This is a genomic window from Micromonospora sp. NPDC048909 (assembly GCF_040649635.1).
Classification (GTDB): domain Bacteria; phylum Actinomycetota; class Actinomycetes; order Mycobacteriales; family Micromonosporaceae; genus Micromonospora.
The window spans coordinates 639,043-662,829 of the sequence record NZ_JBEZFU010000001.1 but is presented as its reverse complement, the minus strand read 5'-3'; the positions used below and the strand labels follow the sequence as shown (position 1 = coordinate 662,829).

The 23,787-nt window shown below is 73.0% G+C and carries 24 protein-coding genes, 1 tRNA gene and 1 pseudogene; 12 read left to right on the top strand and 14 right to left on the bottom strand.

From position 1 onward, the window contains the following. The first annotated feature begins 122 nt into the window (after positions 1 to 122). Together rfaE2 and AB0C04_RS03185 are read left to right on the top strand one after the other, a co-directional pair. Entirely contained in the window at positions 123 to 2,006 is a 1,884-nt protein-coding gene (gene rfaE2 / locus AB0C04_RS03190) for a D-glycero-beta-D-manno-heptose 1-phosphate adenylyltransferase (protein WP_357047435.1), read from the top strand. Further along, complete coding sequence (locus tag AB0C04_RS03185) at positions 2,003 to 2,881, top strand: glycosyltransferase family A protein (RefSeq protein WP_357047432.1); 879 nt, start codon at positions 2,003 to 2,005, stop codon at positions 2,879 to 2,881. Before rfaE2 ends, AB0C04_RS03185 begins: the two co-directional genes overlap by 4 nt. Positions 2,882 to 2,904: 23 nt before the next feature. Here the strand turns inward: AB0C04_RS03185 and AB0C04_RS03180 are convergent, their stop codons facing one another. From AB0C04_RS03180 to AB0C04_RS03170, 3 genes are all read right to left on the bottom strand, one after another. Then, positions 2,905 to 4,026, bottom strand: coding sequence for a glycosyltransferase family 9 protein (locus tag AB0C04_RS03180; protein ID WP_357047429.1), 1,122 nt, complete (start codon positions 4,024 to 4,026; stop codon positions 2,905 to 2,907). 5 nt (positions 4,027 to 4,031) lie between these two features. Beyond that, positions 4,032 to 4,577, bottom strand: coding sequence for an Hsp20/alpha crystallin family protein (locus AB0C04_RS03175; protein WP_357047426.1), 546 nt, complete (start codon positions 4,575 to 4,577; stop codon positions 4,032 to 4,034). A 76-nt stretch (positions 4,578 to 4,653) separates the two neighbouring features. Beyond that, entirely contained in the window at positions 4,654 to 5,160 is a 507-nt protein-coding gene (locus tag AB0C04_RS03170; RefSeq protein WP_357047423.1) for a DUF2231 domain-containing protein, read from the bottom strand. Positions 5,161 to 5,317: 157 nt separating this feature from the next. Between AB0C04_RS03170 and AB0C04_RS03165 the strand changes: the two genes are divergently transcribed. The 5 genes and pseudogenes from AB0C04_RS03165 to AB0C04_RS03145 all read left to right on the top strand — a co-directional run bounded on the left by AB0C04_RS03165 (position 5,318) and on the right by AB0C04_RS03145 (position 9,452). Then, positions 5,318 to 5,935, top strand: a complete 618-nt coding sequence (locus tag AB0C04_RS03165; RefSeq protein WP_357047420.1) for a pyridoxamine 5'-phosphate oxidase family protein — start codon at positions 5,318 to 5,320, stop codon at positions 5,933 to 5,935. A 72-nt stretch (positions 5,936 to 6,007) separates the two neighbouring features. Then, positions 6,008 to 6,634, top strand: a complete 627-nt coding sequence (locus AB0C04_RS03160; RefSeq protein WP_357047417.1) for a helix-turn-helix domain-containing protein — start codon at positions 6,008 to 6,010, stop codon at positions 6,632 to 6,634. 155 nt (positions 6,635 to 6,789) lie between these two features. Next, complete coding sequence (locus AB0C04_RS03155; protein ID WP_357049084.1) at positions 6,790 to 8,010, top strand: MFS transporter; 1,221 nt, start codon at positions 6,790 to 6,792, stop codon at positions 8,008 to 8,010. Between the two features lie 144 nt (positions 8,011 to 8,154). After that, positions 8,155 to 8,379 (top strand): annotated as a pseudogene (locus AB0C04_RS03150) (DUF4190 domain-containing protein); the annotation flags it as partial. A gap of 116 nt (positions 8,380 to 8,495) precedes the next feature. After that, positions 8,496 to 9,452: an alpha/beta fold hydrolase gene (locus AB0C04_RS03145; RefSeq protein WP_357047414.1), complete on the top strand. Its 957-nt coding sequence runs from the start codon at positions 8,496 to 8,498 to the stop codon at positions 9,450 to 9,452. A 38-nt stretch (positions 9,453 to 9,490) separates the two neighbouring features. Here AB0C04_RS03145 and AB0C04_RS03140 read toward each other — a convergent pair whose 3' ends face one another. Beyond that, positions 9,491 to 9,868, bottom strand: coding sequence for a nuclear transport factor 2 family protein (locus AB0C04_RS03140; protein WP_357047411.1), 378 nt, complete (start codon positions 9,866 to 9,868; stop codon positions 9,491 to 9,493). 111 nt (positions 9,869 to 9,979) lie between these two features. Between AB0C04_RS03140 and AB0C04_RS03135 the strand changes: the two genes are divergently transcribed. Further along, positions 9,980 to 10,459, top strand: coding sequence for a hypothetical protein (locus AB0C04_RS03135; protein ID WP_357047408.1), 480 nt, complete (start codon positions 9,980 to 9,982; stop codon positions 10,457 to 10,459). Positions 10,460 to 10,607: 148 nt separating this feature from the next. Continuing rightward, entirely contained in the window at positions 10,608 to 10,796 is a 189-nt protein-coding gene (locus tag AB0C04_RS03130; RefSeq protein WP_357047405.1) for a hypothetical protein, read from the top strand. Here the strand turns inward: AB0C04_RS03130 and AB0C04_RS03125 are convergent. The 3 genes from AB0C04_RS03125 to AB0C04_RS03115 all read right to left on the bottom strand — a co-directional run bounded on the left by AB0C04_RS03125 (position 10,775) and on the right by AB0C04_RS03115 (position 11,792). After that, positions 10,775 to 11,170: a hypothetical protein gene (locus AB0C04_RS03125; RefSeq protein WP_357047402.1), complete on the bottom strand. Its 396-nt coding sequence runs from the start codon at positions 11,168 to 11,170 to the stop codon at positions 10,775 to 10,777. The genes AB0C04_RS03130 and AB0C04_RS03125 overlap by 22 nt on opposite strands. 51 nt (positions 11,171 to 11,221) lie before the next feature. Beyond that, positions 11,222 to 11,602 carry a VOC family protein gene (locus AB0C04_RS03120; RefSeq protein ID WP_357047399.1) on the bottom strand — a complete coding sequence of 127 codons (381 nt, stop codon included), beginning with the start codon at positions 11,600 to 11,602 and terminating at the stop codon, positions 11,222 to 11,224. A 116-nt stretch (positions 11,603 to 11,718) separates the two neighbouring features. Further along, a tRNA-Thr gene (locus AB0C04_RS03115) sits at positions 11,719 to 11,792 on the bottom strand. A 143-nt stretch (positions 11,793 to 11,935) separates the two neighbouring features. On the opposite strand from AB0C04_RS03115, the gene AB0C04_RS03110 reads away from it, so the two are divergent. Beyond that, complete coding sequence (locus tag AB0C04_RS03110) at positions 11,936 to 13,729, top strand: metallophosphoesterase (protein ID WP_357047396.1); 1,794 nt, start codon at positions 11,936 to 11,938, stop codon at positions 13,727 to 13,729. Between the two features lie 121 nt (positions 13,730 to 13,850). Here the strand turns inward: AB0C04_RS03110 and ricT are convergent, their stop codons facing one another. The 6 genes from ricT to tmk all read right to left on the bottom strand — a co-directional run bounded on the left by ricT (position 13,851) and on the right by tmk (position 20,036). After that, a complete protein-coding gene (ricT, locus tag AB0C04_RS03105) occupies positions 13,851 to 14,687 on the bottom strand; it encodes a regulatory iron-sulfur-containing complex subunit RicT (RefSeq protein ID WP_357047393.1) in 837 nt (278 codons plus the stop codon). A gap of 301 nt (positions 14,688 to 14,988) precedes the next feature. Then, positions 14,989 to 15,675 (bottom strand): hypothetical protein, encoded by a 687-nt coding sequence (locus tag AB0C04_RS03100; RefSeq protein ID WP_357047390.1) that lies wholly within the window; start codon positions 15,673 to 15,675, stop codon positions 14,989 to 14,991. Beyond that, on the bottom strand, positions 15,675 to 15,980 hold the full coding sequence (locus AB0C04_RS03095) for a hypothetical protein (RefSeq protein ID WP_357047387.1): 306 nt from the start codon (positions 15,978 to 15,980) through the stop codon (positions 15,675 to 15,677). Before AB0C04_RS03095 ends, AB0C04_RS03100 begins: the two co-directional genes overlap by 1 nt. A gap of 1 nt (position 15,981) precedes the next feature. Further along, entirely contained in the window at positions 15,982 to 16,311 is a 330-nt protein-coding gene (locus AB0C04_RS03090) for a YbaB/EbfC family nucleoid-associated protein (protein ID WP_350867981.1), read from the bottom strand. A gap of 141 nt (positions 16,312 to 16,452) precedes the next feature. Next, a complete protein-coding gene (locus AB0C04_RS03085; protein WP_357047384.1) occupies positions 16,453 to 17,694 on the bottom strand; it encodes a DNA polymerase III subunit delta' in 1,242 nt (413 codons plus the stop codon). Further along, positions 17,694 to 20,036, bottom strand: a complete 2,343-nt coding sequence (gene tmk, locus AB0C04_RS03080; RefSeq protein ID WP_357047381.1) for a dTMP kinase — start codon at positions 20,034 to 20,036, stop codon at positions 17,694 to 17,696. The genes AB0C04_RS03085 and tmk overlap by 1 nt, the downstream gene beginning before the upstream one ends. Positions 20,037 to 20,184: 148 nt before the next feature. Between tmk and AB0C04_RS03075 the strand changes: the two genes are divergently transcribed. Next, positions 20,185 to 21,393 carry an alanine racemase gene (locus tag AB0C04_RS03075; protein WP_357047378.1) on the top strand — a complete coding sequence of 403 codons (1,209 nt, stop codon included), beginning with the start codon at positions 20,185 to 20,187 and terminating at the stop codon, positions 21,391 to 21,393. Between the two features lie 202 nt (positions 21,394 to 21,595). Here the strand turns inward: AB0C04_RS03075 and AB0C04_RS03070 are convergent, their stop codons facing one another. Continuing rightward, complete coding sequence (locus tag AB0C04_RS03070) at positions 21,596 to 22,171, bottom strand: TetR family transcriptional regulator (RefSeq protein ID WP_350868806.1); 576 nt, start codon at positions 22,169 to 22,171, stop codon at positions 21,596 to 21,598. 225 nt (positions 22,172 to 22,396) lie between these two features. On the opposite strand from AB0C04_RS03070, the gene AB0C04_RS03065 reads away from it, so the two are divergent. Then, positions 22,397 to 23,713, top strand: a complete 1,317-nt coding sequence (locus tag AB0C04_RS03065) for a D-arabinono-1,4-lactone oxidase (protein ID WP_357047375.1) — start codon at positions 22,397 to 22,399, stop codon at positions 23,711 to 23,713. Positions 23,714 to 23,787 lie beyond the last annotated feature (74 nt).

Below are 23,787 nucleotides of genomic sequence, written 5' to 3'. Positions count from 1 at the left end.
GGCACCGGGCGAAACCAGACAAGCGGTGACGCCCACCACCACCCGCCGGTCCACGGCGGGATCGACCGGGGTCGACGGGCGGCCCAGGTTTGACCCACCAGGCCCGGGGGATCCGGCAGGGCATGGCAGGAGCAGCAGCGGAACAGCGCCGGCTCGCCACGGTCGTGGACAGCTGGCGGGGACGGCCGGTCCTGGTCATCGGCGACGCCATGCTCGACGAGTGGCGGTTCGCGGAGTCCGAACGGCTCTGCCGGGAGGCGCCCGCCCCGGTGCTCACCCTCCGCCGGCGGATCTCCGCGGCCGGCGGGGCGGCGAACACCGCGGTGAACGTGGCCGCGCTCGGTGGGCTGGCGGTGCTGGTCGCCCCGGTCGGCGCCGACGTCGCCGGCGACGAGGTCCACGACTGCCTGGACCGGGCCGGAGTCTGGGACCGCACGGTCAACCAGCCCGGCCGACCCACGCCGGTGAAGCGACGGATGCTGGCCGGGAACCAGATCCTGCTCCGGGAGGACTCCGGCGAGCCCGACGACGCGCTCGACGCGGACGGGGTCGCCCGACTGCTCACCGCCCTCGACTGCGCCACCGAGGAGCTGCGCGCCGCCGCCGGCGGGGAGCCGCCCACCCTGGTCGTCTGCGACTACGGCCTCGGCGCCCTGCCCGCGCCGGTGCGCGCCTGGCTGGTCGCCCACCGGGAGCGCTACGCCACGGTGGCGCTGGACGCGCACGACCTCGCCGACTGGCGCGGCCTCGCCCCGACCGTGGTGACCCCGAGCTTCGCCGAGGCGACCCGGCTGCTGGCCCGCGCGGGCGGCTCCGCCCCGCGTACCGCCGGCGGTCAGTTGCACCTCGATCACCCGGAGCACGACCCGGCCGACGGCCCCTCGGAGCTGACCGTCGGAGCCGCACCCGGCGCCCGGGCGTTCCGCGAGCACGACTCGTCGGCGGGCCCCGACGACCCGGCGGTCACCCGGGCCGGCAGCCTCGACGGCGTGGTCGGCGCGGATCCGATCGGTGGCGCGGCGCGCGCCGACCGGATCGGGCCCACCGGCGAGCCGACACCCGGCGAGGGCCGGGTGGCGATGACCGGTGACGGACTGAGCGTGACCGGCACCGGCGTCACGGTGAACGCGACCGCCGGTGAGGGCGTCAACCGGGCCGTGCTGGCCGAGTCGCGCCTGGCCGAGCTGCGCGCGCACACCGGCGCGGACGTGGTGGCGGTGACCCTGGACACCGAGGGCGCGGTGGTCGGCGGGGCCGACGGCGAGCCGCGACGTAGCCACAGCACCCCCGTGCCGGCCAGCCACGCGGTCGGGGCCGGGGACGCCTACCTGGCGGCGATGACGTTGGCGCTGGCCGCGGACGCGCCGCTGCCGACGGCCGCCCAGCTCGCCCAGCTGGCCGCGACCATCACCGTCTCGGACACCGGCACCTGTGTCTGCCGTCGACAGGACCTGCTCGCCGCGCTGGAGATCCCGAACGAGGACGCCGGGAGCCCGGCGGTGGTCGGGTCGGAGGAACTCGCCACGATCGTCGACGAGCACCGGCGCTCCGGCCGGCGGGTGGTCTTCACCAACGGCTGCTTCGACGTGCTGCACCGCGGGCACGTGCGTTACCTGGAACAGGCCCGTACGCTCGGCGACCTGCTGGTGGTGGCGGTGAACGCCGACGGCAGCGTCCGCCGGTTGAAGGGGCCGGACCGCCCGGTGAACCCGGTCGAGGACCGGGCGGCGCTGCTCGCGGCGCTCTCCTGCGTGGACCACGTGGTGGTCTTCGAGGAGGACTCGCCGGCCACGCTGATCGAGACCGTCCGCCCGGACGTCTACGTCAAGGGCGGCGACTACCCTCCGGAGATGGTGCCGGAGGCTCCGCTGGTCCGCCGGCTGGGCGGCCAGGTCCGCACCCTCGGCTACGTGCCGGACCGCTCCACCTCGCAGATCATCGAGCGGATCCGCGCGCACAGCCAGGAGCGGGAACCGGACTCGTCGTTGACCAGCAAGCCGTCGTGAACCGGCCGCTCGACCCGGGCAGTCCGGAACAGTTCCGCGCCGACCGGCTGGTCGACGTGCTGATCCCGACCCGGAACCGCCCCGCCGAGCTGGCGGTCACCCTCGCCGGGCTGGCCGCGCAGGACGGGGTGCCCGGGTTCGGCGTGGTGGTCAGCGACCAGTCCGACGGGGAACCGGCGTTCGCCCACCCGGCCGCCGCCACGATGGCCCGCGCGTTGCGACACCGGGGTCACCCGGTGCTGCTCACCCGTCGGTTGCCCCGACGCGGGCTGGCCGAGCACCGGGCCTATCTGCTGGCCGCCTCGACCGCCCGTTACGTGCTCTTCGTGGACGACGACGTCTGGCTGGAACCCGGGACGCTGCACCGGCTGGTGACCGCCCTGACCGAACTCGGCTGCGGGTTCGTGGGCAACGCCGTGCACGGTCTCTCCTACCGCGACGACGTCCGGCCGGAAACCCACGGGCACTACGAGGAGTGGATCGACCCGCCCGTGCCGGAGCGGATCCGCCCGGGCACCCCGGAGTGGAACCGGGCGCGGATCCACTCGGCGGCGAACCTGCTGCACGTCACCGGGAAGCTGGCCCTGCCACCCGGCGCCTGGCGGGCGTACAAGGTCTCCTGGGTCGGCGGGTGCGTGCTCTACGACCGGGCGAAGCTGGTCGACTCGGGCGGCTTCGAGTTCTGGCGGCGGGTGCAGGAGCGGCACCAGGGCGAGGACGTGGCCGCCCAGCTCGCGGTGCTGGCCCGGCACGGCGGCGCGGGCGTGCTGCCCAGCGGGGCGTACCACCTGGAGTCGCCGACCACCGTCACCGAGCGGGACGTGGAGGCGTGGGAGGTCGTGCTCGCCGACGAGGACGCCCCGCAGCCAGCGTGAGCCCGGCTCAGGGCGCGCCCGGCTCAGGGCGCGCCGGGCTCCGGGCGCAGCAACTCCCGGGCGGCTTCCAGCACCTCGACCACCGGCACGTCGGTGACGAACGAGTCCCGGTGCGGGCACTCGCCGTCGCCCGACCGGTGCGGGTAGATGCCGGGGGTGCAGTCCACCCCGCAGACCGGGCAGTGCACCGTCCACGACGTGATCGGGCGGTGCCGGCCGCGTAGCGGGTTGCCACTGTTGATCAGGTTGCCGACCCAGTAGACGCCCACGGTCCGGGCGCCGACCGCCGCGGCCAGGTGCAGCGGGCCGGTGTCATTGGAGACCACCAGCGCGCAGTCGGCGAAGCAACCGGCCAGCCCGCCCAGGCTGAGCGTGCCGACCTGCGGGCGGAGCGGCACCCCGGCCGCCGCGACCACCCGGTCCACCACCTCCTGCTCGGTCGGCGTGCCGGTGACCAGCACCTCGTACCCGTCGCCGACCAGCTCGCGGGCGACCTCGGCGAACCGCTCCGCGGGCCAGCGCCGGCGGGTGTCGGTCGCGCCCGGGTGCAGTGCCACCCGCGGCTGCCGCACGGGACCGAGCACCTCGGCAGCCTCGGCCCGGTCGGCGGCGGTGACGGCCAGCGTGGGCACGATGGTGGTGGCCGGAGCACCGACCAGCGCGGCCACCTCCAGGTAGCGGATCACCTCGTGCTGGTAGTAGACGTACCGGGTCCACCGGTCCAGCGGGGGCGCGGACTCGGCGCGCAAACCGGCGGTGACCCGGGCGCCGAACGCCGCGATCAGCGGGTTGGAGTTCGCGCCACCGCCGTGCACCTGCAACGCCAGGTCGAAACGTTCGGCGCGGGCCGCGGCCAGGAAGTCCGCCATCGCGGCGGGTGGCTCGTCCGGCTCGGGCCGGCGAATGCCGTCGGCCGCCGGCACGACCAGCACCCGGTCGACCGGGCCGGGCCGGTCGCGCCAGAGCTTCGCGTGCCAGGGCGCGGCGATCAGCACGATCTCCGCCTCGGGGTACGCGGCGCGCAGCGCGTCCAGTGTCGGCAGCACGAAGATGAAGTCGCCGAGCGCGTTGGCGCGCAGCACGGCGATCCGCGCCACGTCGGGCACGGGCTCGGCGACCGGGCCGAGCAGGGACGGCGCGACCACTCCCGCTACGGCCGGTCGATCTCGCCGGCGGCGGTGTCCGGGTGGTGCAGTTCCCGGTCCGCGGCGGGATCGGCCGGCATCGGCGTACCGCTGCCTGCGGTGCGGGGGCCGGTGCGACCGACCGTGATGGTGCGCGTGCTGGGCCGGGCGGCACGCGGCAGCCGGACGCGGAGCAGACCGTGGTCCATCACCGCGTCGATGGCGTTCGGGTCCACCCGCGACGGCAGGTCGACCCGATATTCGAAGCCTCGGGTCTCGAAGCCACCGGGAATGCCCTGGTCGGCGTTGACCTCCGCCTCGGAGCGGGCCCGCACGCAGAGCTCCCGGTCGTCCAACTCGACCGCCACCTCCTCCGGCGCCACCCCGGGCAGCCGGACGATGACCTCCCAGCCCTCGGCGGTCTCGGTCAGCTCCACCTCGGGCGGGCCGGACCGGGCGCCGACCAGGCGACGCAACTCTGTGCGGAGCGACTGAAGCTCACCCATCGGGTCCCAGCCCTGCTGCCGACTCCGCCAGCCCCGGCCGAATCCGCCGCCACCCTGTTCGCTCATGCCGACGCCTCCGTTCGGTCGGCCACCGCATGAGACCGAGCGGCCTGGTGCCCGATGATTGGCTCACTACGCTCGCTCATGGCATCTCTCCGATCCGCTGAGTGGCCGCGGTGGGCCGCAACGAGCTGGGCGCGTCCAGGCCGGCCTCGGCGTCGACGCCCACCCCGAGCCGGTCGACCAGCTCACCGCCGAGCCAGGCGCTGACGCCGAGGATCGCCAGGGCGACGACCTCGATGGCGATGAGCGCGCCGCCGGCGGCCTGCGAGTCGGCGTTGAGCCGGACCGCCCAGACCGCGGCGAAGAGCAGGATCACCGCCAGGTTCGCGGCGGCGTGGGTGAGCGCCACCCGCTTGGCGCGGGTGCCGGTCGGAATGGCCAGCAGGTCGAACGTGCCGGCCACTGCGGCGAGCAGGCCGCCGACCAGGCCGACCGCGATGTTCCAGTACGCGACCTCGCCGAGGACGTCGGGGCCGCCGACGGTGTCGATCACGTCGAAGAGGACCGCGGTGGCCAGCAGGGCGACCGGGAACATCACCAGCATCGGGTGGACGGGATGGCCAAGCACCTTGAGTCGGCTCTCCATCTCCGGCCTCCACTGGTCGGGTCCGCGGCGCGTCGGGTGAGGCGGTACCCCCGCCTCCGAGGGGCAAACCTCACCCTGGTCACGCTCTCCTAGGCTGGCGGACGGGCCCACCGCACGGTGGTCCCGCCACCACGGTCAACGCCCCGGGGAGGATCACGTGACGGTGGAGATCACTTCGCACGAGGAACTGCGCGAGCTGTTGGGCCCGCCGCACGCGCGGGCGGTTGCCAAGGAACGCACCCGGCTACACCAGCGGGACCTGGATTGGCTCGCCGCGTCGCCGTTCCTGCTGGTGGCAACCGCGGGCGCGGACGGCAGCTGCGACGTGTCGCCGAAGGGGGACCCCGCCGGGTTCGCCCTGGCGCTGGACGATCGGACCATCGCCGTGCCGGAGCGACCGGGCAACCGGCGGGCGGACGGCTACCGCAACATCCTGGAGAACCCGCACGTCGGGTTGATCTTCCTGATCCCCGGGCGCACCGACACGCTGCGGATCAACGGACGGGCCCGACTGGTCCGCGACGCGCCCTGGTTCGACGACATGGTCGTCAAGGGCCACCGCCCGATCCTGGCGATCGTGGTGGAGATCGAGCATATCTTCTACCACTGCGCCAAGGCGTTCCTCCGTTCCCAGCTCTGGCAGCCGGAGACCTGGCAGCCGGACGTACTGCCGTCGCGGGCCCGCCTGATCAAGGAGGTGGAGGCCCCGGCGGAGAGCCTGGCCGAGCTGGAAAGCCACTACGGCCCGGAGTACATCAAGAGCATCTACGCCTGACCGCCCGCCGTCGCTCGGACGAAAGCGCTCGGGCGCTTGCTAAAGCTATCTTTCTAAAGCTAGCTTTAGAATATGACGCTGCCCCGAATGAAGCTGACCGATCCGAAGGCGCTGCGCGGCTACGCGCACCCACTGCGGATGACCCTCATCGGGCTGCTCCGCCAGCAGGGCCCGATGACCGCCACCCGGGCCGCCGAACAGCTCGGCGAGAGCGTCGCGAGCTGCTCGTTCCACCTGCGCCAGCTCGCCAAGTACGGACTCGCCGAGCGGGCCCCCGGCGCCGACGCCAGGGAGCGGCCGTGGCGGGCGACCGCGCGCAGCACCTCCTGGGACGACGACTCGGACGACGCGCAGATGCGGGCGGCCACCGACGAACTGAACGCCGCTCAGCTCGCCCTCTACACCCGACAGGCCGAGGAGTTCCTGGCCCGGCGAGCCGACGAACCGACATCCTGGCGCGCGGTCACCGGCTTCAGCGACCAGTCGCTCTACCTGACCGCCGACGAGCTGGCCGAGCTGAAGGAGCGAGTGGGCGCCCTGTTCGCCACCTACGACGACCGGGTCACCGACCCGTCCCAGCGGCCCGCCGGCTGGCGCCGGGTCAGCATGATCCAGCTCGCGGTGCTCTCGCCTCCGTCGTTCGGCGACACCCCCGCCGTCTCGGACGACGCGGCGACCGAGTCGGGTGAAGCCCGATGAGCGGTGAGCTGCCCGGCACGCCGCTCGCCGCCACCGTCATCACTCCGGCCGATGCCGCGTCAACGGGCGGGACCACCCTTCCCGGTGCCGGCTCGACCCCGGCGGGCGGGGAGGGCGAGTCCGGTGGCCCGGGCCTGCGCGGCCGGCTGCCCCGGATGCTGCGCGAACGGACGTTCCGCCGGTACTGGTCGGCGCAGACCGTGTCCTACTTCGGCGACGAGATCTCCACCCTCGCCCTGCCGCTGCTGGCCGTGCTCATCACCGACGCGGGGCCGGCGCAGATGGGTTACCTGACCGCCGCGCTGCTGGCGCCGAACCTGTTCTTCTCGCTGCTCGCCGGAGCCTGGGTGGACCGGTTCCCGCACAAGCGACGCGTCATGGTCGTCAGTGACGTCGGCCGGGCGTTGCTGCTGGCCACGATCCCCGCGGCCTACCTGTTGGACCTGCTCACCCTGCCCCAGCTCTACGGCGTGGCCTTCGCGATGGGCACGCTCGCGGTGCTCTTCGAGGTCGCCCGCGGACCGCTCTTCGTCTCCGTGGTGCAGCGCCGGGACTACGTCGAGGCCAACACCCTGATCAACGGCAGCCGGGCGATGTCCCTGGTGGCCGGGCCGAGCATCGGCGGTCTCCTGGTGCAGCTGCTCTCCGCACCGATCGCCCTGGTCGCCGACGCGTTGTCGTACGTCTGGTCCGCGTACTTCCTGGGGCGGATCCGGCCGACGGAGCCGGCGCCCGCCCGCGGCGCCGGCCTGGGCATCGCCGAAGGCCTCCGGTTCATCGCCCGGACGCCGATGATGCGGGCGATCGTGCTCGGCACCACCACGGTCAACCTGTTCAACTTCATGTTCGCCGCGCTCTTCGTCCTCTACGCCACCCGCGAGCTGCACCTCTCGCCCGGCCTGCTCGGCATGGTGCTCGGCGCGGGCGCGGTGGGCGGCCTCTTCGGCGCCGCGGTCACCGGCCGGCTGACGCGCCGGTTCGGCATCGGACCGACCATGGTGGCCGGCTTCGTGCTCTTCCCGGCCCCGCTGGTGCTCGTCCCGCTCGCCGGCGGCCCGACGCCGCTGGTGCTCGGGATGCTCTTCACCGCCGAGCTCCTCTGCGCGGTGGGCGTGATGATGCTCGACATCGTGACCGGCTCGGTGCAGACCGCGCTCACCCCCGAGTCGCTCCTGGCCCGGGCGACCGGTGTGCGGCGCACCATCAACTACGGGATCCGGCCGATCGGAGCCCTGATCGGCGGTGCCCTCGGTGCCGCCCTCGGCATCCGCGAGGCGCTCTGGATCGCGACGGTGGGCGCGCTGGCCGGCGTGCTCTGGGTGATCTTCTCGCCGGCCCGCCGCCTGCGCGATCTGCCCGAAGCGGCTGCCGGATGACCGACGGCGACATCGAGATCCATGTTTGTCCTTGACGTCGGCTGGACATCAGGGAACTCCCAGCAGACATCCAGGGAGGGACCGATGAGTCAACCGTCGTACACAGAACACGAGCGGCCGACGAACGCCCCGCAGGTCGCCGGCACCAACGTGATGGCAATTCTGTCGCTGGTCTTCGCGTTCGTGTTCTCGCCCGCCGGCATCGTGCTCGGCCACATCGCGAAGAAGCAGATCCGACGGACCGGCGAACAGGGCGGGGGGCTCGCCACCGCGGGGCTGGTGCTGAGCTACATCTTCACCATTCTCGGCGTACTGGGGTTCATCCTCATCTTCGTGGCGGCCATGAGCACCGGAAACTCGACCGCCTGACACCCTCGGCCGCGCGCGTAGGGCGGGCGCCCCGGCGGCGTCCGCCCACCACCGGCGTTGGCCCGCTGAAGGGCGTGCGCACGGCCCGCAACGACGGGCGTGACTATGTTGGCGGTGTGCTCTTCACGCCGGTGACCACGGAGCTGTCCTTTGACAACAACGGGACCAGGCTGGTCGGCGACTACGTCCGACCACCGTGGCCGGGCCCGTATCCGGCGGTGGTGTTCGTGGAAGGCTCCGGTCCGGGCGGACGGGACCAGGGCGCCTGGCCAACACGGCTCGCCGCCGCCGGCTTCGCCAGCTTCGCGTACGACAAGCCGGGTTCCGGAGCCTCGACCGGTGACTGGACGGGGCAGACCATCGCCGACCGGGCCACGGAGACGACAGCCGCGGTGCGGGCCCTGCGTGAACGCGAGGACGTGCTGCCGGACGGGGTCGCGCTGGTCGGCGGCAGCCAGGGCGGCTGGGTGGCCCAACTCGCGGCGTCGGTGGACGACACGGTGGCGGCGGTGGTGAGCGTCTCCGGTCCCGGGGTGAACGTGCTCGCCCAGGAGGAGCACCGGCTGCGTCATCAACTCCCGGCCGAGGGCTTTACCGAGGCCGATGTGCGGCAGGCGGTGGCGCTGCTGCACGACCAGGTCGGGCGGGTCCGGGCGGGCGAAGATCCAGCCCGGGTGCACGCCGAGCAGGCACGCTGGCACGCCGCCGCCTGGTATCCGCTGCTCGCCGGGACGACACCCCGATCGATCGCCTTCCTCGCCGGGATCGCGGACTACGACCCGGCGCCGGCGCTCGGCGCCCTGCGCTGCCCGCTGCTGGCGATCTTCGGCGCCGACGACCTGCTGGTCCCGGTGCGGGAGAGTGTGCGGGTCATAGCCGGGACCCTGCGCGCCGCGCAGCACGACATCGTGGTCTTCCCGCACGCCGACCACAACATCCGGATCTACGCGGGCGAGGGACAAGCCCAGGTGAGCAACGGCCACTACACACCCGGCGTACGGGCGCCCGGCTTCGACGAACTCGTCGTCACCTGGCTGCAACGCCACTGCGGCGCGCCCCGCACGCGGCACTGACGGCCCATCGGCCGTCCCGCCTGGTCAATGGCGCGTGATCACACCCGCTGCACGTAGGCGGCACGCCACTGTGGCGAAGGGTCCGCCCCGAGACTCGTCCAGTACTCCCGACCAGCCACGACCTTCCCGTCGCGCACCGTCCAGAACGACGCCACCCGGAAGACCCCCATGGTCTCGTGCGGGACCTCGACCTCGGAGACCACGACCTCGCCCTCCGCCACGATCCGCAGGACGTCGATCGACCATCCCTCCGGATATTCGGCGTTGACGGCCACGTAGCTCGCCGGGCCCACGATGCGTTCGCCGCTGACCGGCCACTCCACCACCAGGTCGTCGGCCAGCAACTCGCCGAGCCGGCCCCAGTCGCGGGCCTGCATGCGATCCCACAGCTCCTGAACGATCGTCCTTGGCTCCATCGGCACATCGTGGCCGGTCCCACCGACAAGTTGCCGACGCGCGACGCCGGGCCATGTGCCTGACGTCGAGGGCCACTCGTGCACCGCCTGGTTCCCACCTACTCTGAGCTGGTGTCGCTCTGCTGGGACGTCTACGTCTGGGTGGCGCAACCCACCCCCGAGGTGTTGCAGGTGTTCATCGACCGCTACGTCGACACCGACGACCCAGGTGACGAACGGCTGTCCGCCTTCACCCGCACCTACGTCGCCGGCCCGCCGACCGAGGCCGACGCGGCAGCCCTGGCCGATCTCCGCTGGAGCGGCCGCGACGCGTTCACGCTCTACCTGCGCAGCCGGCAACACCCGTGGGCAATGATCACGATCACTGACGACGGCGCCGCCGTGCTGGGGCTGAGCCTCGACGGCCCCGACAACTCCCCGGCGATGCGACAGCAGGCCGAGCAGATGATCGACCAGCTTCGTCGGGAGTTCTCGTCCCCCGCCGGCATCGCCGGAGTCGAGCTGCCGCCACCCGGGTCTCGCCAGGAGTGGCAGACCGACCAGGTGCAACTCCGCGCCGGCACGCTCACCAACAGCCCCAACACGCCCTGAGCGCTCGGCAGGCCGCATGCGTGGTCACCCGACTGTTGGCGTCAGGGTGAGATCTGGTTGTGCCGGTGGGTTCGGCTATCCGGATGGCTGCACGGCTCACCCGTGAAGGGGGTGGCTGGCACACCGCACGGCGCCTACCGTGCCAGACATGATCATGGAACTTCCACTCGCGGCCATGTCGTCGCCGGGCTCACCCCTCATGGACCTGCTCTCCGGCGTGGCCCCATGGATCGTCGGTCTGGTCGTCCTGTACATCGTGATCCGTATGGCCGTTCGCCACGGAACTCAGGACGCAGACCGGCGCCGCGCCAATGGTCACCTCAAAGACAAGGACTGATCACTCACAGCTTCACGCTTCGCGGGCGGAGAGGCTGGCGGCTCACTCTGCGCGGATACCGGCGACGGCGTGCCGTTCACGCAGCTCTCGATAAACAGCCGCTCGCCGCTCTTCAGCAACTCGACCCTCTTGGCGTAGTCCTCGACCTGGGGCGCGGCGTGGCCGGACGGTCCATCGTAGATCTGTTCGTAGGCGCCAGCGCACTCTTCCCGATCGCCGGCGGATCCTTGGCTCTTCTTCACCGCATGCAGTTCGGCCCCATGCTGAGCCATCTCGCGCAGGTAATCCAGCTGCTCTTCATGCGAGGCAGTGCCGGAGCAGGCGGTGAGAAGGGCCGCGAGGAACAGGGCCGCTGCCGGGTGGCGCTTCTCCATCGCGCGGAAGGTATCAACTGCCCTTGATATGCGGCGGGCAGCGCGGATGCCCTATGCGGTTGTCTGGCGCTCGGCGTCGCTGCGTAGCACGCAGAACTCGTTGCCCTCCGGGTCGGCCATCACGACCCAGCCGCTGCCGTCCGGATCACGGTGATCGGCGACGATGGTGGCGCCGAGGGCGCCGATACGCTCGACCTCCTGATCGCGGAGCACCTCCGGCTGTAGGCAGATGTGCGTACGGTTCTTGACGGTCTTCGGCTCCGGTACCCGCTGGAAGTAGAGCCTCGTGCCGCCAGGCGGCTCGATGGCCACCTCCTCGTCGTCCGGCTCGAGCTGGGGGTCGACCGGGCAGTCGAAGACCTTGGCCCAGAAGTGCGCCAGTTCGTACGGGTCGGCGCAGTCGAACGCGAAGTTTCGGATGACAGTCCCCATCCCGTCAGCCTCGTGCGGGCCCGGCGAACAGGTCAACCCATATCGGCCGGCGAGGAGCGCGTTCGACCTCGGGAAACGGCGAAGCCCAGGCCATTTTGACCTGGGCTTCTGTACCGAGCCGCCTGACGGAATCGAACCGTCGACCTACGCATTACGAGTGCGTCGCTCTAGCCGACTGAGCTAAGGCGGCAACGATCGTCAAGTGTACGGCACACCCCGGCACGGGCCGAACCGGATACCCCCGGGGCGCGGCCGGGCGGCAAGCCGGACATCGGGTGCGTTCCGTCGTTCGCCGGACAGCGTTCGTGGCCGGTCGGGACTACGCTGCGGCGGGTGACCGATGATCACCCCCGCCCCGACGAGCCGGCCCCGCGTCCCGAGGACCCGCCTGCCGGCAGATCGGCGGGCGCCCCGGGCGTCGGCAGCGCCAGCGAGCCGGCCGGCGATCGGGCGGCCCGACGGCCGCGGACCACCGACCCGCTGGAGCTGGGCTTCACCCCGCGCAGGCCGGTGCCGTGGCTCGCGCCGTTCCTGCTGATCAGCACCGGCATCCGTACCCTGCTGGCGATGCTCTTCGGGGCGTACCTGGACAAGCGGGAGCTGCAGAACTCCCTCGACGCCCGGATCGAGCGGCAGGTCGGCCCGGACGGCGGGCTGTGGCTGGACTACGTGGCCGACCTGGGCGACGGCTTCAACGCCACCTACTCGGTGGCGTACCTGCTCGCCCAGCCCGAGCTGGAGGTCGACGGGCACCGGCTGCCCCGCGCGCAGACCCTGGTGATGGGCGGCGACCAGGTCTATCCGTCGGCGGCCTACGAGGCGTACGAGGACCGGTGCAAGGGGCCCTACCAGGCGGCGCTGCCGGTCAGCCCGCCCGAGCGCCCCACCCTCTTCGCGGTGCCCGGCAACCACGACTGGTACGACGGGCTGACCGCCTTCCTGCGGCTCTTCGTCCGCTCCCGGGACCGGCACTTCGGTGGCTGGGGCACCGGCCAGTCCCGCTCCTACTTCGCCGTCGAGCTGCCGGCCGACTGGTGGCTGCTCGGCCTGGACGACCAGTCCGGCTCGTACCTGGACGATCCGCAGCTTGCCTACTTCGACACGGTGGCCGAGAAGCTGGGCCCGCAGAGCCGGGTGATCCTGGCGGTGCCGGCGCCGACCTGGGTCAAGGCCGCCGACCACCCCACGGCGTACGACTCGATCGACTACTTCATCCGTACGATCATCTCGCCCACCGGCGCGCAGGTCCGGCTGCTGATCTCCGGCGACCTGCACCACTACGCCCGGTACGCCGGCCCGGACCGGCAGTTGGTCACCTGTGGCAGCGGCGGCGCCTACCTCTACCCGACGCACAAGCTCCCGGAGCGGATCGAGGTACCGCCGAAGGACACCCTGGCCCGCCGGTCCAGCCGCACCCGCCCGTACGACCTGGTCGCCCGCTACCCGGACGCGGCCCGCTCCCGACGGTACGGCTGGGGCATCTTCCCCCGGCTGCCGCTGCGCAACCCGGGCTTCACCACCCTGCTCGGCACCCTGCACACGTTGCTGATGCTGGCGATGGCCGGGGTCGCGGCGAACCGGGTCGGCACCACCGAGCAGCGGCTGTTCAGTGTGCCGTTGGTGCTGATGCTGGTGGTGACGCTGCTCGGCGCCGCGTTCTTCGCCAAGCCGCCCAGCGCCGGCGGCAAGCGGCACGCCCGACACTGGATCCTCGGCATCGGGCACGGGCTGGCCCAGGTCGGGTTGGGCGCGGCCGGCACCTGGGCCTGGCTGCACCTGCCCTTCTACGACTGGCCGTGGCCGCTGCCGGTGGTCGCCGCGGCGGTGCTCTACGGGCCGGTGAGCGGGTTGGTCGCCAGCCAACTGGTGGCGGCGTACCTGCTGGTCGCCGGCGCGTTCGGGGTGAACGTCAACGAGCTCTTCGCCGGTCAGGGCATCGAGGACTCGAAGGCGTTCCTGCGGATGCGGATCGACACCGACGGCACGCTGACCATCTATCCGGTCGCGGTCGACCGGGTAGCCCGCGACTGGCAGGTCAACCCCGACCAGTCCCCCACGGCCTCGTGGCTGACCCCCAAATCCCCGCTGACCCCCCGCCTGGCCGAACCCCCCATCACCCTCACCTGACCAGCCCCACCCCACCCCAGCACCTCTGGTTGATCATGAGGATCGCGGCACTGACCGCGATCGACTTCGCCGCAAACCTCATGATCAACGAGGTGGAGGTGGGTGGCGGGAGGGAGGGGGGTCAGGGGGTGTAGTGCTGGTCGTGGGCTTGGCGGGGGGCGCAGACGGAGGCGCGTGAGCAGGAGCAGCGGGAGCCGTCGGCGTCCAACCGGACGGTGACCGAGTCGCGCGGGACGCTGTGCCCGACCACCCGGCCGTCGCCCTCGGGCGTGGAGACCCGAGCCCCGATCGGCGCGGCCGACTCCTGGAAGCGCTGGTAGAGCGGGTGCTCGTACTTCAGGCAGCACATCAGCCGGCCACACGCGCCGGAGATGCGCAGCGGGTTGAGCGGCAGGTCCTGGTCCTTGGCCATCCGGATGGTCACCGGCTCGAAGTCGGTGAGGAAGGTGGCGCAGCACAGATCCCGCCCGCAGGAGCCGATGCCGCCCTGCACCCGCGCCGAATCGCGGGCGGAAAGCTGGCGCAGCTCGACCCGGCAGTGCAGGGTCGCGCCGAGGTCGCGGACCAGCGAGCGGAAGTCGACCCGATGCGGAGCGGTGAAGTAGATCGTGCTCCGTTCACCGCCGTCGTCGGCGCCGAGCACGTGGTCGACGGCCACCACCTTCATCGGCAGGCCGTGCGCCCGGATCAGCCGCTTGGCAGCCACCTTCGCCTCGGCCTTGCGCCGACGCAGCGCCTCGTCGCGGTGCAGGTCGTCCTCGCCGGCCAGGCCGACCAGCTTGGGGAAGCCGTCGGTCTCCTCGGTGACCCACTGCGCGGCCCAGACGCACTCCGCCACCTCGGGCCCGTCGTCCGTGGGCACCAGCACCTTGTCGCCGACCTGCGGACGCAGCTCGCCCGGGTCGAGGTAGTAGAGGCGCCCGTACCGGTTGAAGCTGACCGCGCAGAGCATGCCCATGCCCCCACCCTACGACGGATCCCCGGCCGCCGGCCGTCCGGGCGTCGCCGGACGACTACACCGTGCAGCCATTCACATCGGTCGACTTGACCGACCCACCGGCCAGCCCGTCGTGCCATTGATCCTCGCCCGGACGGCTGAATCCGGGTCGGCATGGGCGACAAACGACCGACGGAGGCGTTGAGTGGAGGCAGACCTGCGGGGGGTGCAGGGGGAAGTCCACGGCGTCGCAGCCGGTGCCCGGTCGACCGGGCGCCCGAGCGCGGCGCCGTGGACTGTCCGGGGCTCGAACGCCGCGCCGCTACCAGCCGACGCGGGTGGGGGCGTCGTAGCGGGACCGGCCGACCACCGCGGGCCGCCACGTCGACTCGGCGAGGCTCGGCGCCCACTCCCGCAGCAGCGTGTCCGCCCCGTCGTAGGCGACGCAGAGCACCGCCAGCACCCGAGCGGCGATCTCGGCCGCTTCGGCCACCCCCGGCCCGGCCGGGCCCGAACTGCCCACCGACCCGGCCGACATCGAGGTGGCGGCGACCACCGCCACCGCCTCGGCGGAGCGGAGCACGTCGGCCAGTGCCCGGGCCAGGGTCAGCCGGCTGCCCTCCACCCAGTCGGCCAACGCGTCGGCGTAGCCGGCGGTCGACTCCAGCCGGCCGACCAGGCTCTCCGGGCCCTCGTCGAGGTGGTGCAGCAGCGCCGTGCGCGCCTGCGCGTAGGCCTCGGCGGCCGGCCCGGACCAGAGCACCGGGTCGGCCAGCGTGGCCGAGACGTCGTCGTAGCCCCGGACCAGCCGGCGCACCGCGTGCCCGGCACCGGCCAGCGGCGCGGGGTGCAGGTCGAGGAAGGTGCGGACGGCGTCGCCCGGCAGCACCTGCATCCGGCGCAGCAGCGGCCAGACCCGGTGCGACTCGGGGGCACCGGCGGCGAGCAGGGTGTCGACCCGGCGCAGCAGATCCAGGCCGGGCTCGGCCAGTCGGTCCAGGGCGTCCATCACGCCTCCCCGCCCAGCCGCCGCCGGGCGCCCCGGTCGGCATCGGTGTAGCGGTCGGCCGCCTCCCGGATCGCGGCGGCGGCGGCGCTGAGCCGACCGGCGGCCGCGCGGGCCTCCCGGGCGCGGTGTTCGGTGGCGGTCATCCACTGTCGGTGCAGCGCCCGGCCGACCTCACCCGGACGCCCGGGCGCGTCGACGCCGAAGGCGGCCTGGGCCGGATCGGCGGCGGTGACCGTGTGGGAGAGCGTGCTGAGCGTGGCGCTGGCCTGGTCGAGGCGCGCGGCGAGGGCGCGCAGGGCGTCCATGTCAGGCCCCCGCGAGCGGTCGGTAGGCGGTGAAGGTCTCGTTGTGCAGCTTCTCCCGGGCCCACTCGGCCGCGTCGGCGGCGGCGGTGACCGCCGCCTGCACCGAGCCGGCCACGTCGCGGGGGTTGCGGGTGTGCAGCGGACCGAGGAATCGGACGTCGGTGATCCGACCGCCGGCCGTCACCACGACCTCGACCAGGCCGTCGGGCGACCGCACGGTGACCTCCACCGTGGACACCGCCTGGTCGAACTCGGCCTGGAGGGATTCGATCCGGCGGTAGCGCCGCACCGCCTCCTCGATCCAGGCCTCGTCGATCTCCCCCCGTGGCATCCGCGGACTCCTCCCGGACTGATCATCACTGAGCGTGCTGCCGTCGTCACCGCGGCCTCCGGACCGTACCGCACGCCAATCGAGGCTGTCGATGCCTGTGGATGACCGGTCCGGCAGGCGGGACCGCAGGCCGGACGGGGGTCAGCCCCGCCAGAGGGCGAGCATCATCGCTTCGACGGCGATCCGGGGCTTCACGTTCGCCTCGATCGCGGCGCGGCACTGCAGCACCGCCTCCAGCCGGCGCAGCGCCCCCTCGGCGTCCCACTTCTGCGCCCCGGCGCCGGCGAGCGCGGCGGTGTCGGTGTGCACCGGCTCGACCGGGGCGCGCAGCGCGATGGTGAGCGCGTCCCGGTAGAAGCCGGCGAGGTCGACCAGCGCCCGGTCCAGGGCGTCCCGCTGGGCCCGGGTGGCTCGCGACTTCTGCCGCTTCTCCAGGTCCTTGAGCTGCCCGGCGGCACCTCGGATGGCACCCGCGGCGCCCCGGCCGGTGCCGCCCGCGCCGAGCGCGGTCTCCAGCGCCGCGCGCTCGCTGGCGTCGGCTTCCGCCACCGACGCCTCGGCCTCCGCCTCGGCCGCCTCGATCAGCGCGGACGCCGCGTCGAACGCGGCACCCACCCCGGTCAACCGGCGCGGAACCGCGAGCACCGCGTCGCGCCGCTTGCGTGCCTCCGGGTCGCGGGCCAGCCGGCGGGCCCGGCCGACGTGCCCCTGGGCGGCCGCGGCCGCCCACTGCGCCACGTCGGGCGCGATGCCGTCCCGCTGGACCAGCACCTCGGCCACCGCGGTGGCCGGCGGCTGCCGCAGCGGTACGACCCGGCAGCGCGACCGGATCGTCACGGAGATGTCGTCCGGGTGGGTGGACGGGGCGCAGAGCAGGAAGACGGTCCGCGGCGGCGGCTCCTCGATCGCCTTGAGCAGCGCGTTGCCGGCCGCCTCGGTGAGCCGGTCGGCGTCCTCGATCACCACCACCTGCCAGCGCCCGCCGGACGGGGTGCTGGCGGCGCGGAGCACCAGCGCCCGCATCTCGTTCACGCCGATGGAGAGCCCCTCCGGCACCACCAGCCGGACGTCGGCGTGGGTGCCGGTCAGCGTGGTGTGGCAGCCGGGGCACTCGCCGCACCCGGTGCCGTACGCGCACTGGAGCGCGGCGGCGAAGGCGCGCGCCGCCACCGAACGCCCGGAGCCGGGCGGCCCGGTGAAGATCCAGGCGTGGGTCATGCCGGCACCGGGGTCGGCGGCGCCACCGGCCGACCCGGTCGGGGTGAGCGCGAGCGCCGGCTGATCGGCGGCGTGCCGGCGCACGGCGGCCGCCGCGGCGGCGGCCCGGCGCAGCGTGGCAACCGCCTCGTCCTGGCCGACCAGGTCGGCGAAGACGTCCGGCATCAGGTCCGATGCTCCATCGTCACCAGCTCCGCGTCGGATAACTCAGGCTGCACCGAGGTGTCCGGTCCCTGCGCCGGCCGGGGGTGCACGATGCCGGCGGGGTCGCCCAGCAGGTCCTCGACCCGCCGGGCCACCAGCTCGGCGATCTTCTTCGCCGGGCGGGACGCGTCGAGCACCAGGTAGCGCTTCGGGTCGGCCGCGGCGAGGTCGAGGAAGGCGTACCGGACCCGCTCGTGGAACGCGACGGACTCGGCCTCCAGCCGGTCGGCGTCCTGGTTGCGGGCCGACACCCGGGACAGGCCGGTCTGCGGGTCGACGTCGAGCAGCACCACCAGGTCGGGCTTGAGCCCACCGGTGGCCCAGGAGGAGAGCCAGGAGACCTCGTCGACCGGGAGCGTGCGCCCGGCACCCTGGTACGCCAGGGAGGAGTCGACGTACCGGTCGCTGATCACCGCCGCGCCGCGGACCAGCGCCGGGCGAACCACGGTGGCCACGTGGTGGGCCCGGTCGGCGGCGTAGAGCAGCGCCTCGGCGCGCGGCGACGGCGCCTCGTCGCCCGAGTTCTCCAGCACCAGCGAGCGGATCCGCTCGCCCACCGCGGTGGCGCCCGGCTCGCGGGTGACCACCACCTCCCGGCCCTTCTGCCCGAGCCGCTCGGCGAGCAGCGCCAGCTGGGTGGACTTCCCCGCGCCCTCGCCGCCCTCGAAGACCACGAAGAGCCCGTTGGAGACGAACGGTTCGGCCGGCATCAGCGGACGACCCCGGATCGAGCCCCAGAGGTCGGCCAGGACCGGTACGCCCTTCTTGTCGTCCATCTGCCCGAACGCGCTGATCCCGGCGAAGATGCCGGCCGCGCCGGCGGCGAGCAGCAGCAGTCGGGTGGACGAGATCGAGAGGCCGAGGTCGGCGATCTCCAGCTTGCGGGAGCCGCCGACGCCGGCGAGCAGGCTGCTCAGCGCGATCGCCAGGATCAGCACCAGCCGGGTGCCGATCTGCACCACCGCGAAGACCCGACCGCGCACCTCGTCCGCGATCTCCCCACCGAGCAGTGTGGTGCCGGCCAGGAAGGCCATCCCGGCGCCGGCGCCGACCAGGACCGCGCCGACGATCGCCATCGACAGGTGGATGGCGAAGGCCAGGGTCATCACCGCCGCGCTGGCCAGCACGATGCTCATGCCGAACCAGCGGCGCCGGGACATCTCCTTGACGACCATCGGGCCGAGCCCGATGCCGAGCGCCAGGCCGATGAAGATCGCGCCGAAGAGCAGGAAGAAGGCGGCGTCACCGGCACCGAGCGAGTTGGCGAAGAACCGGGCGGTGCCGATCACGATGCCGCCACCGGCGAACGCGCCGAAGATGCCGAGCACCAGGCCCCGGACCAGCGGGGTCTGCGAGATGAACCGCCAGCCCTCGGCGAACTGCTTGGTCATGCTCTGCCCGGTGCGGTCCCGCTGGGCGGCCTGCGCCCGGCTGATCTCCTTGATCCCGAACGCGACGACCAGCGCGGTGGCGAGCCGGGAGAAGGCGTTGACCCAGAGCGCGAGCTGGGCCGGCTCGGCCCAGTTCGGCAGGTCGCCACCGACCAGCCCGCGCACGCTGCGGTCCAGCACCGCCGCGACGATGGCCGCCGCGATCGGGGTGAGGCCGTACGTGGTGATGAGCGTGAGCTGGTTGGCGGTCTCCAGCCGGGCACGCGGGATCAGGTTGGGGACCGCGGCCTCCTTGGCCGGGATCCAGAGCAGGGTGATCGACTCGATCAGGAAGGTGGCGATCAGGGCCCAGGTGACCACGAGCGCCCCGCTGGCGCCGGTGAGCGCGTAGAGGGGGATCGAGGCGAAGAGTACGAAGCGCAGCAGGTCGCAGATGACCATCATCCAGCGCCGGTCGAAGCGGTCGGCGAGGACACCGGCCACCGGGCCGAGCACCAGCGCCGGCAGCAACCGGATCGCGATCAGGCCGCCGAAGGCCGCGCCCTTGGCGGTGCTGCCCTGCACCTGGGCGGCGGCGAAGACCGAGGTGGCGAGCAGGCCGAGCCAGTCGCCGAAGGAGGCGGCGCCGAGCACGATCCAGAGCCGGCGGAACGGCCGGATGCGCAGCACCGAGCGGATCGCGGTGAGGCCGGAGCGGTCGGTCTGGTTGCCGGCCGGCGGGGGCGATCCGGCGCCGGACTGGCCGGCGGCACCACCGATCTGCCCCGCGGCGCTGCCCAGCGGAGCCGAGGTGCTCCCCATCTGTCCCACCCGCTCCGCGGGCTGGCCGTCGGACGGCGACACGCCGGACGACTCGCCGTTGTTCTGGCTTTCGATGGCCGTACCTCCACGTGCCGGCCCATCGCTGGGCATCCCCGGTGCAACACTCTAGACCCGGTGGGGGGCCGCCCCACCCGTGACATTCTCCTGCTCGCCGAGCCTAGGCCGCCGGGGCCATCGGCCGCACCCAGGCGTACGCGAGGGTGTTTCGCATTGACCGTCGGACAGTTAGCGTGCACACGTGGCCACCGAAAGCGACAAACTTCGCGAGCGCCTGGACCGGGCGACCGCCCACCTCGACCCGCCGTACGCGGTGGTCGACCTGACCGCCTTCGACGCCAACGCGAGCGCGTTGGCCGGGCTCGCCGCCGGCAAGCCGGTCCGGCTGGCCAGCAAATCGGTACGCAGCCGGGAGCTGATCACCCGGGCACTGCACCGGAGCGGCTGGCGGGGGGTGCTGGCGTTCACCCTGCCCGAGGCGATCTGGCTGGTCCGGGCCGGTGTGGCCGACGACGTGCTGGTGGCGTACCCCACCGTCGACCGGGGGGCGCTGGCCGAACTGGCCGCCGACCCCGCGCTCGCCGCGGCGGTCACCGTGATGGTCGACGGCACCGACCAACTGGACCTCATCGACACCGTGCGCGCCCCCGACCAGCGGGCGGAGCTGCGGGTCTGCCTCGACCTGGACGCCTCCTGGCGCCCGCTGGGCGGGCGGGTGCACGTCGGGGTGCGTCGCTCACCGGTGCACAGCGCCAGGGCGGCCGGCGCGCTCGCCGCCACCGTCGCCGGTCGCGCCGGCTTCCGGCTGGTCGGGCTGATGGCGTACGAGGCACAGATCGCCGGCCTCGGCGACGCGCCGCCCGGGCAGGCGTTGCTCGGCCGCGCGATCCGGCTGGCCCAGCGCCGCTCGTACCGCGAGCTGGTTGCCCGCCGGGGCGCGGCGGTGGCCGCCGTACGCGAGCACGCCGACCTGGAGTTCGTCAACGGCGGCGGCACCGGCAGCGTGGCGGCGACCAGTGCGGATCCCGCGGTCACCGAGGTCACCGCCGGATCCGGCCTGTACGGTCCGACGCTCTTCGACGCGTACCGTGCCTGGCGGCCCACGCCGGCGGCCTACTTCGCCTGCGCGGTGGTCCGCCGGCCGGCACCCGACCTGGCCACCGTGCTCGGCGGCGGCTGGATCGCCTCCGGCGCGGCGGCGGCCAGCCGACTGCCCCGGCCGGTGCTGCCGGCGGGGCTGACGCTGCTCGGCGCCGAGGGGGCCGGTGAGGTGCAAACCCCGCTGGCCGGCGCCGCCGCGGCGACGCTCCGGGTCGGCGACCGGGTGTGGTTCCGGCACGCGAAGGCCGGTGAACTGGGCGAGCACGTCAACGAGCTGCACCTGGTCGAGGGGGACGCCGTCGTGGCAACCGTGCCCACCTACCGGGGCGAGGGCCACGCCTTCCTCTGACTGGCCGGCCCGGCGCACCCCGGGAGGCGTTCCTGCTGTTCCGCCACCCGGCGCACCCCGGGCCGTCGATCCTGCGCACCACCGCCCGGCGCACCCCGGACGCTGTTCCCCACCGCCCGGCGCACCCCGGGCCGTTCGCTACCGCCCGGCGCACCCCGGGCCGTTCGCTGCCGCCGCTGGGAAGCCGGCGGCGACCTGCGGCTCAGCCGGACTTGCTGGCGTTGGCCGGGGCGTCCACCTGACGGTGCAGGTAGTCCCGGATCAACGCCTTGGCCTCGAGCAGCACCCGTTCGTCGCCCTCGGCTCGGCGGCGGAACGCAAGCTTGATCAGTGCGTCGGCCACCTCCACCGCGATCTCCAGGTGGAAACGGAGCTCGGGGACGTCGGTCAGCCCGAAACGCTCGGTGAGCACCCGGGCCAACTGGTCCGCGATCACCCCGTTGTTGTCCCGCTGCTCGTCGAGCAGGTGCAGGTCGACCACGTCGCCGAAGTGCAGGGTACGGAATCCCGGAACGGTGCGGTGCATCGTGATGTACTCGTCGATGCCCGCGTCGACGCCGTCCCACCAGTGGGTCATGTCGTCCGACGCGAACCGCTCGTCGAGCCGCTGGAGGTAGGACTCCATCGTGCGCAGGGTCAGCGCCTGCACGATCGCCCGCTTGTCCGGAAAGAACTGGTAGACCGACCCGATCGCCACCTCGGCACGCTCGGCGAGCAAGGTCGTGGTCAGCCCCTCGTACCCCACCTCGTCGACGAGTTCGGCGCAGGCGTCCAGCATTCGCTGGACCCGCGCGACACTTCGACCCTGCACCGGTACGCGGCGCAGCGGCCCGGTCGTGGCGGCTGGTGTGGACACTCGGCGCCACCCCCCTTCGACGGATGAACATATCTGCACGTCACGAGTCCGTGACTACCGGTACAACGAGCGGACCTCAGTTGCGGTATTTACCAGCAACAACGTTCCTGATATGAAGTCAGTTCATATTCATGTCGAGGAGTGCGCATGGTCGGCACCGCACCGTCCACCGTCCCGTGGTCCAACTGGGCCGGCAACCAGCGGGGCACCGCCACCACCATCCTGCGCCCCGCCTGCACCGCTGAGGTCGCCGAGGCCGTCCGGGCCGCCCGCGCCGCCGGCAACCGGATCCGCGTCGCCGGCAGCGGGCACTCGTTCACCGCCATCGCCCTCGCCGACGACCAGCGGATGGAGCTGGCCGCGCTCGACACCGGCGTACGGGTGGACGCCGAACGCCGGCTCGTCACCGTACCGGCCGGCATGACCCTGCGGGCGCTCAACGAGCTGCTCGCCCGGCACGGCCTCGCCCTGCCCAACCTCGGCGACATCGACGCGCAGACCATCGCCGGGGCCATCTCCACCGGCACCCACGGCACCGGCGGAGGGTACGGCTGCCTGTCCACCTTCGTCGAGGCCCTCACCCTGGTCACCGGCACCGGCGAGGTGCTGCGCTGCTCCGCCGAGGAGAACCCCGACGTCTTCGCCGCCGCCCGGGTCTCGCTCGGCGCGCTCGGCGTACTGGTCGAGGTGACGCTGCGCTGCGAGGACGCGTTCGTGCTGCACGCGCACGAGCGTCCGGCGCCGCTGGACACGGTGCTGGCCGAGCTGCCCGAGCTGATCGAGGCGCACGACCACGTCGAGTTCTACTGGTTCCCGTACACCGCCCGGGTGCAGGTCAAGACCAACGACCGGGTGCCCACCCACGACCGCCCGCTGTCCCGGCTACGCGGCTGGCTGGACGACGAGTTCCTGGCCAACACCGTCTTCGCGGGCGCCTGCCGGCTCGGCCGCGCGGTGCCCGCCCTCGCCCCCGGAATCAGCGCGGTCTCCGCGCGGGCACTCACCGAACGCCGCTACACCGGCCGCTCCGACCAGGTCTTCTGCACCCCGCGCCGGGTCCGCTTCGTGGAAATGGAGTACGGGCTGCCGCGCGCGGCGCTCGGCGAGGCACTGGACGCGCTCCGGCGGATCGTGGACGGGCTGCCGTTCAAGGTGCTCTTTCCGGTGGAGGTGCGGTTCACCGCCGCCGACGACATCTGGCTCTCGCACGGCTACGGCCGGGACTCCGTCTACCTCGCCGTCCACCAGTACGTCGGGATGCCGTACGAGCCGTACTTCACCGCCTTCGAACGGGTCGCCGCGGAGCTGGGCGGTCGGCCGCACTGGGGCAAGCTGCACGGACGCGACGCGGCGTCCCTCGCCCCCGCGTATCCCCGCTGGTCGGACTTCCTGGCCGTACGCGACCGACTGGACCCGGACCGCGTCTTCACCAACCCGCACCTGACCCGCACCCTCGGCGACTGAACGCCGGTCCGCCCTCCGATCGCCGCACGGATTTTAACGAGATTTATACGGTTCAGAGATTTCACGATTCTGTG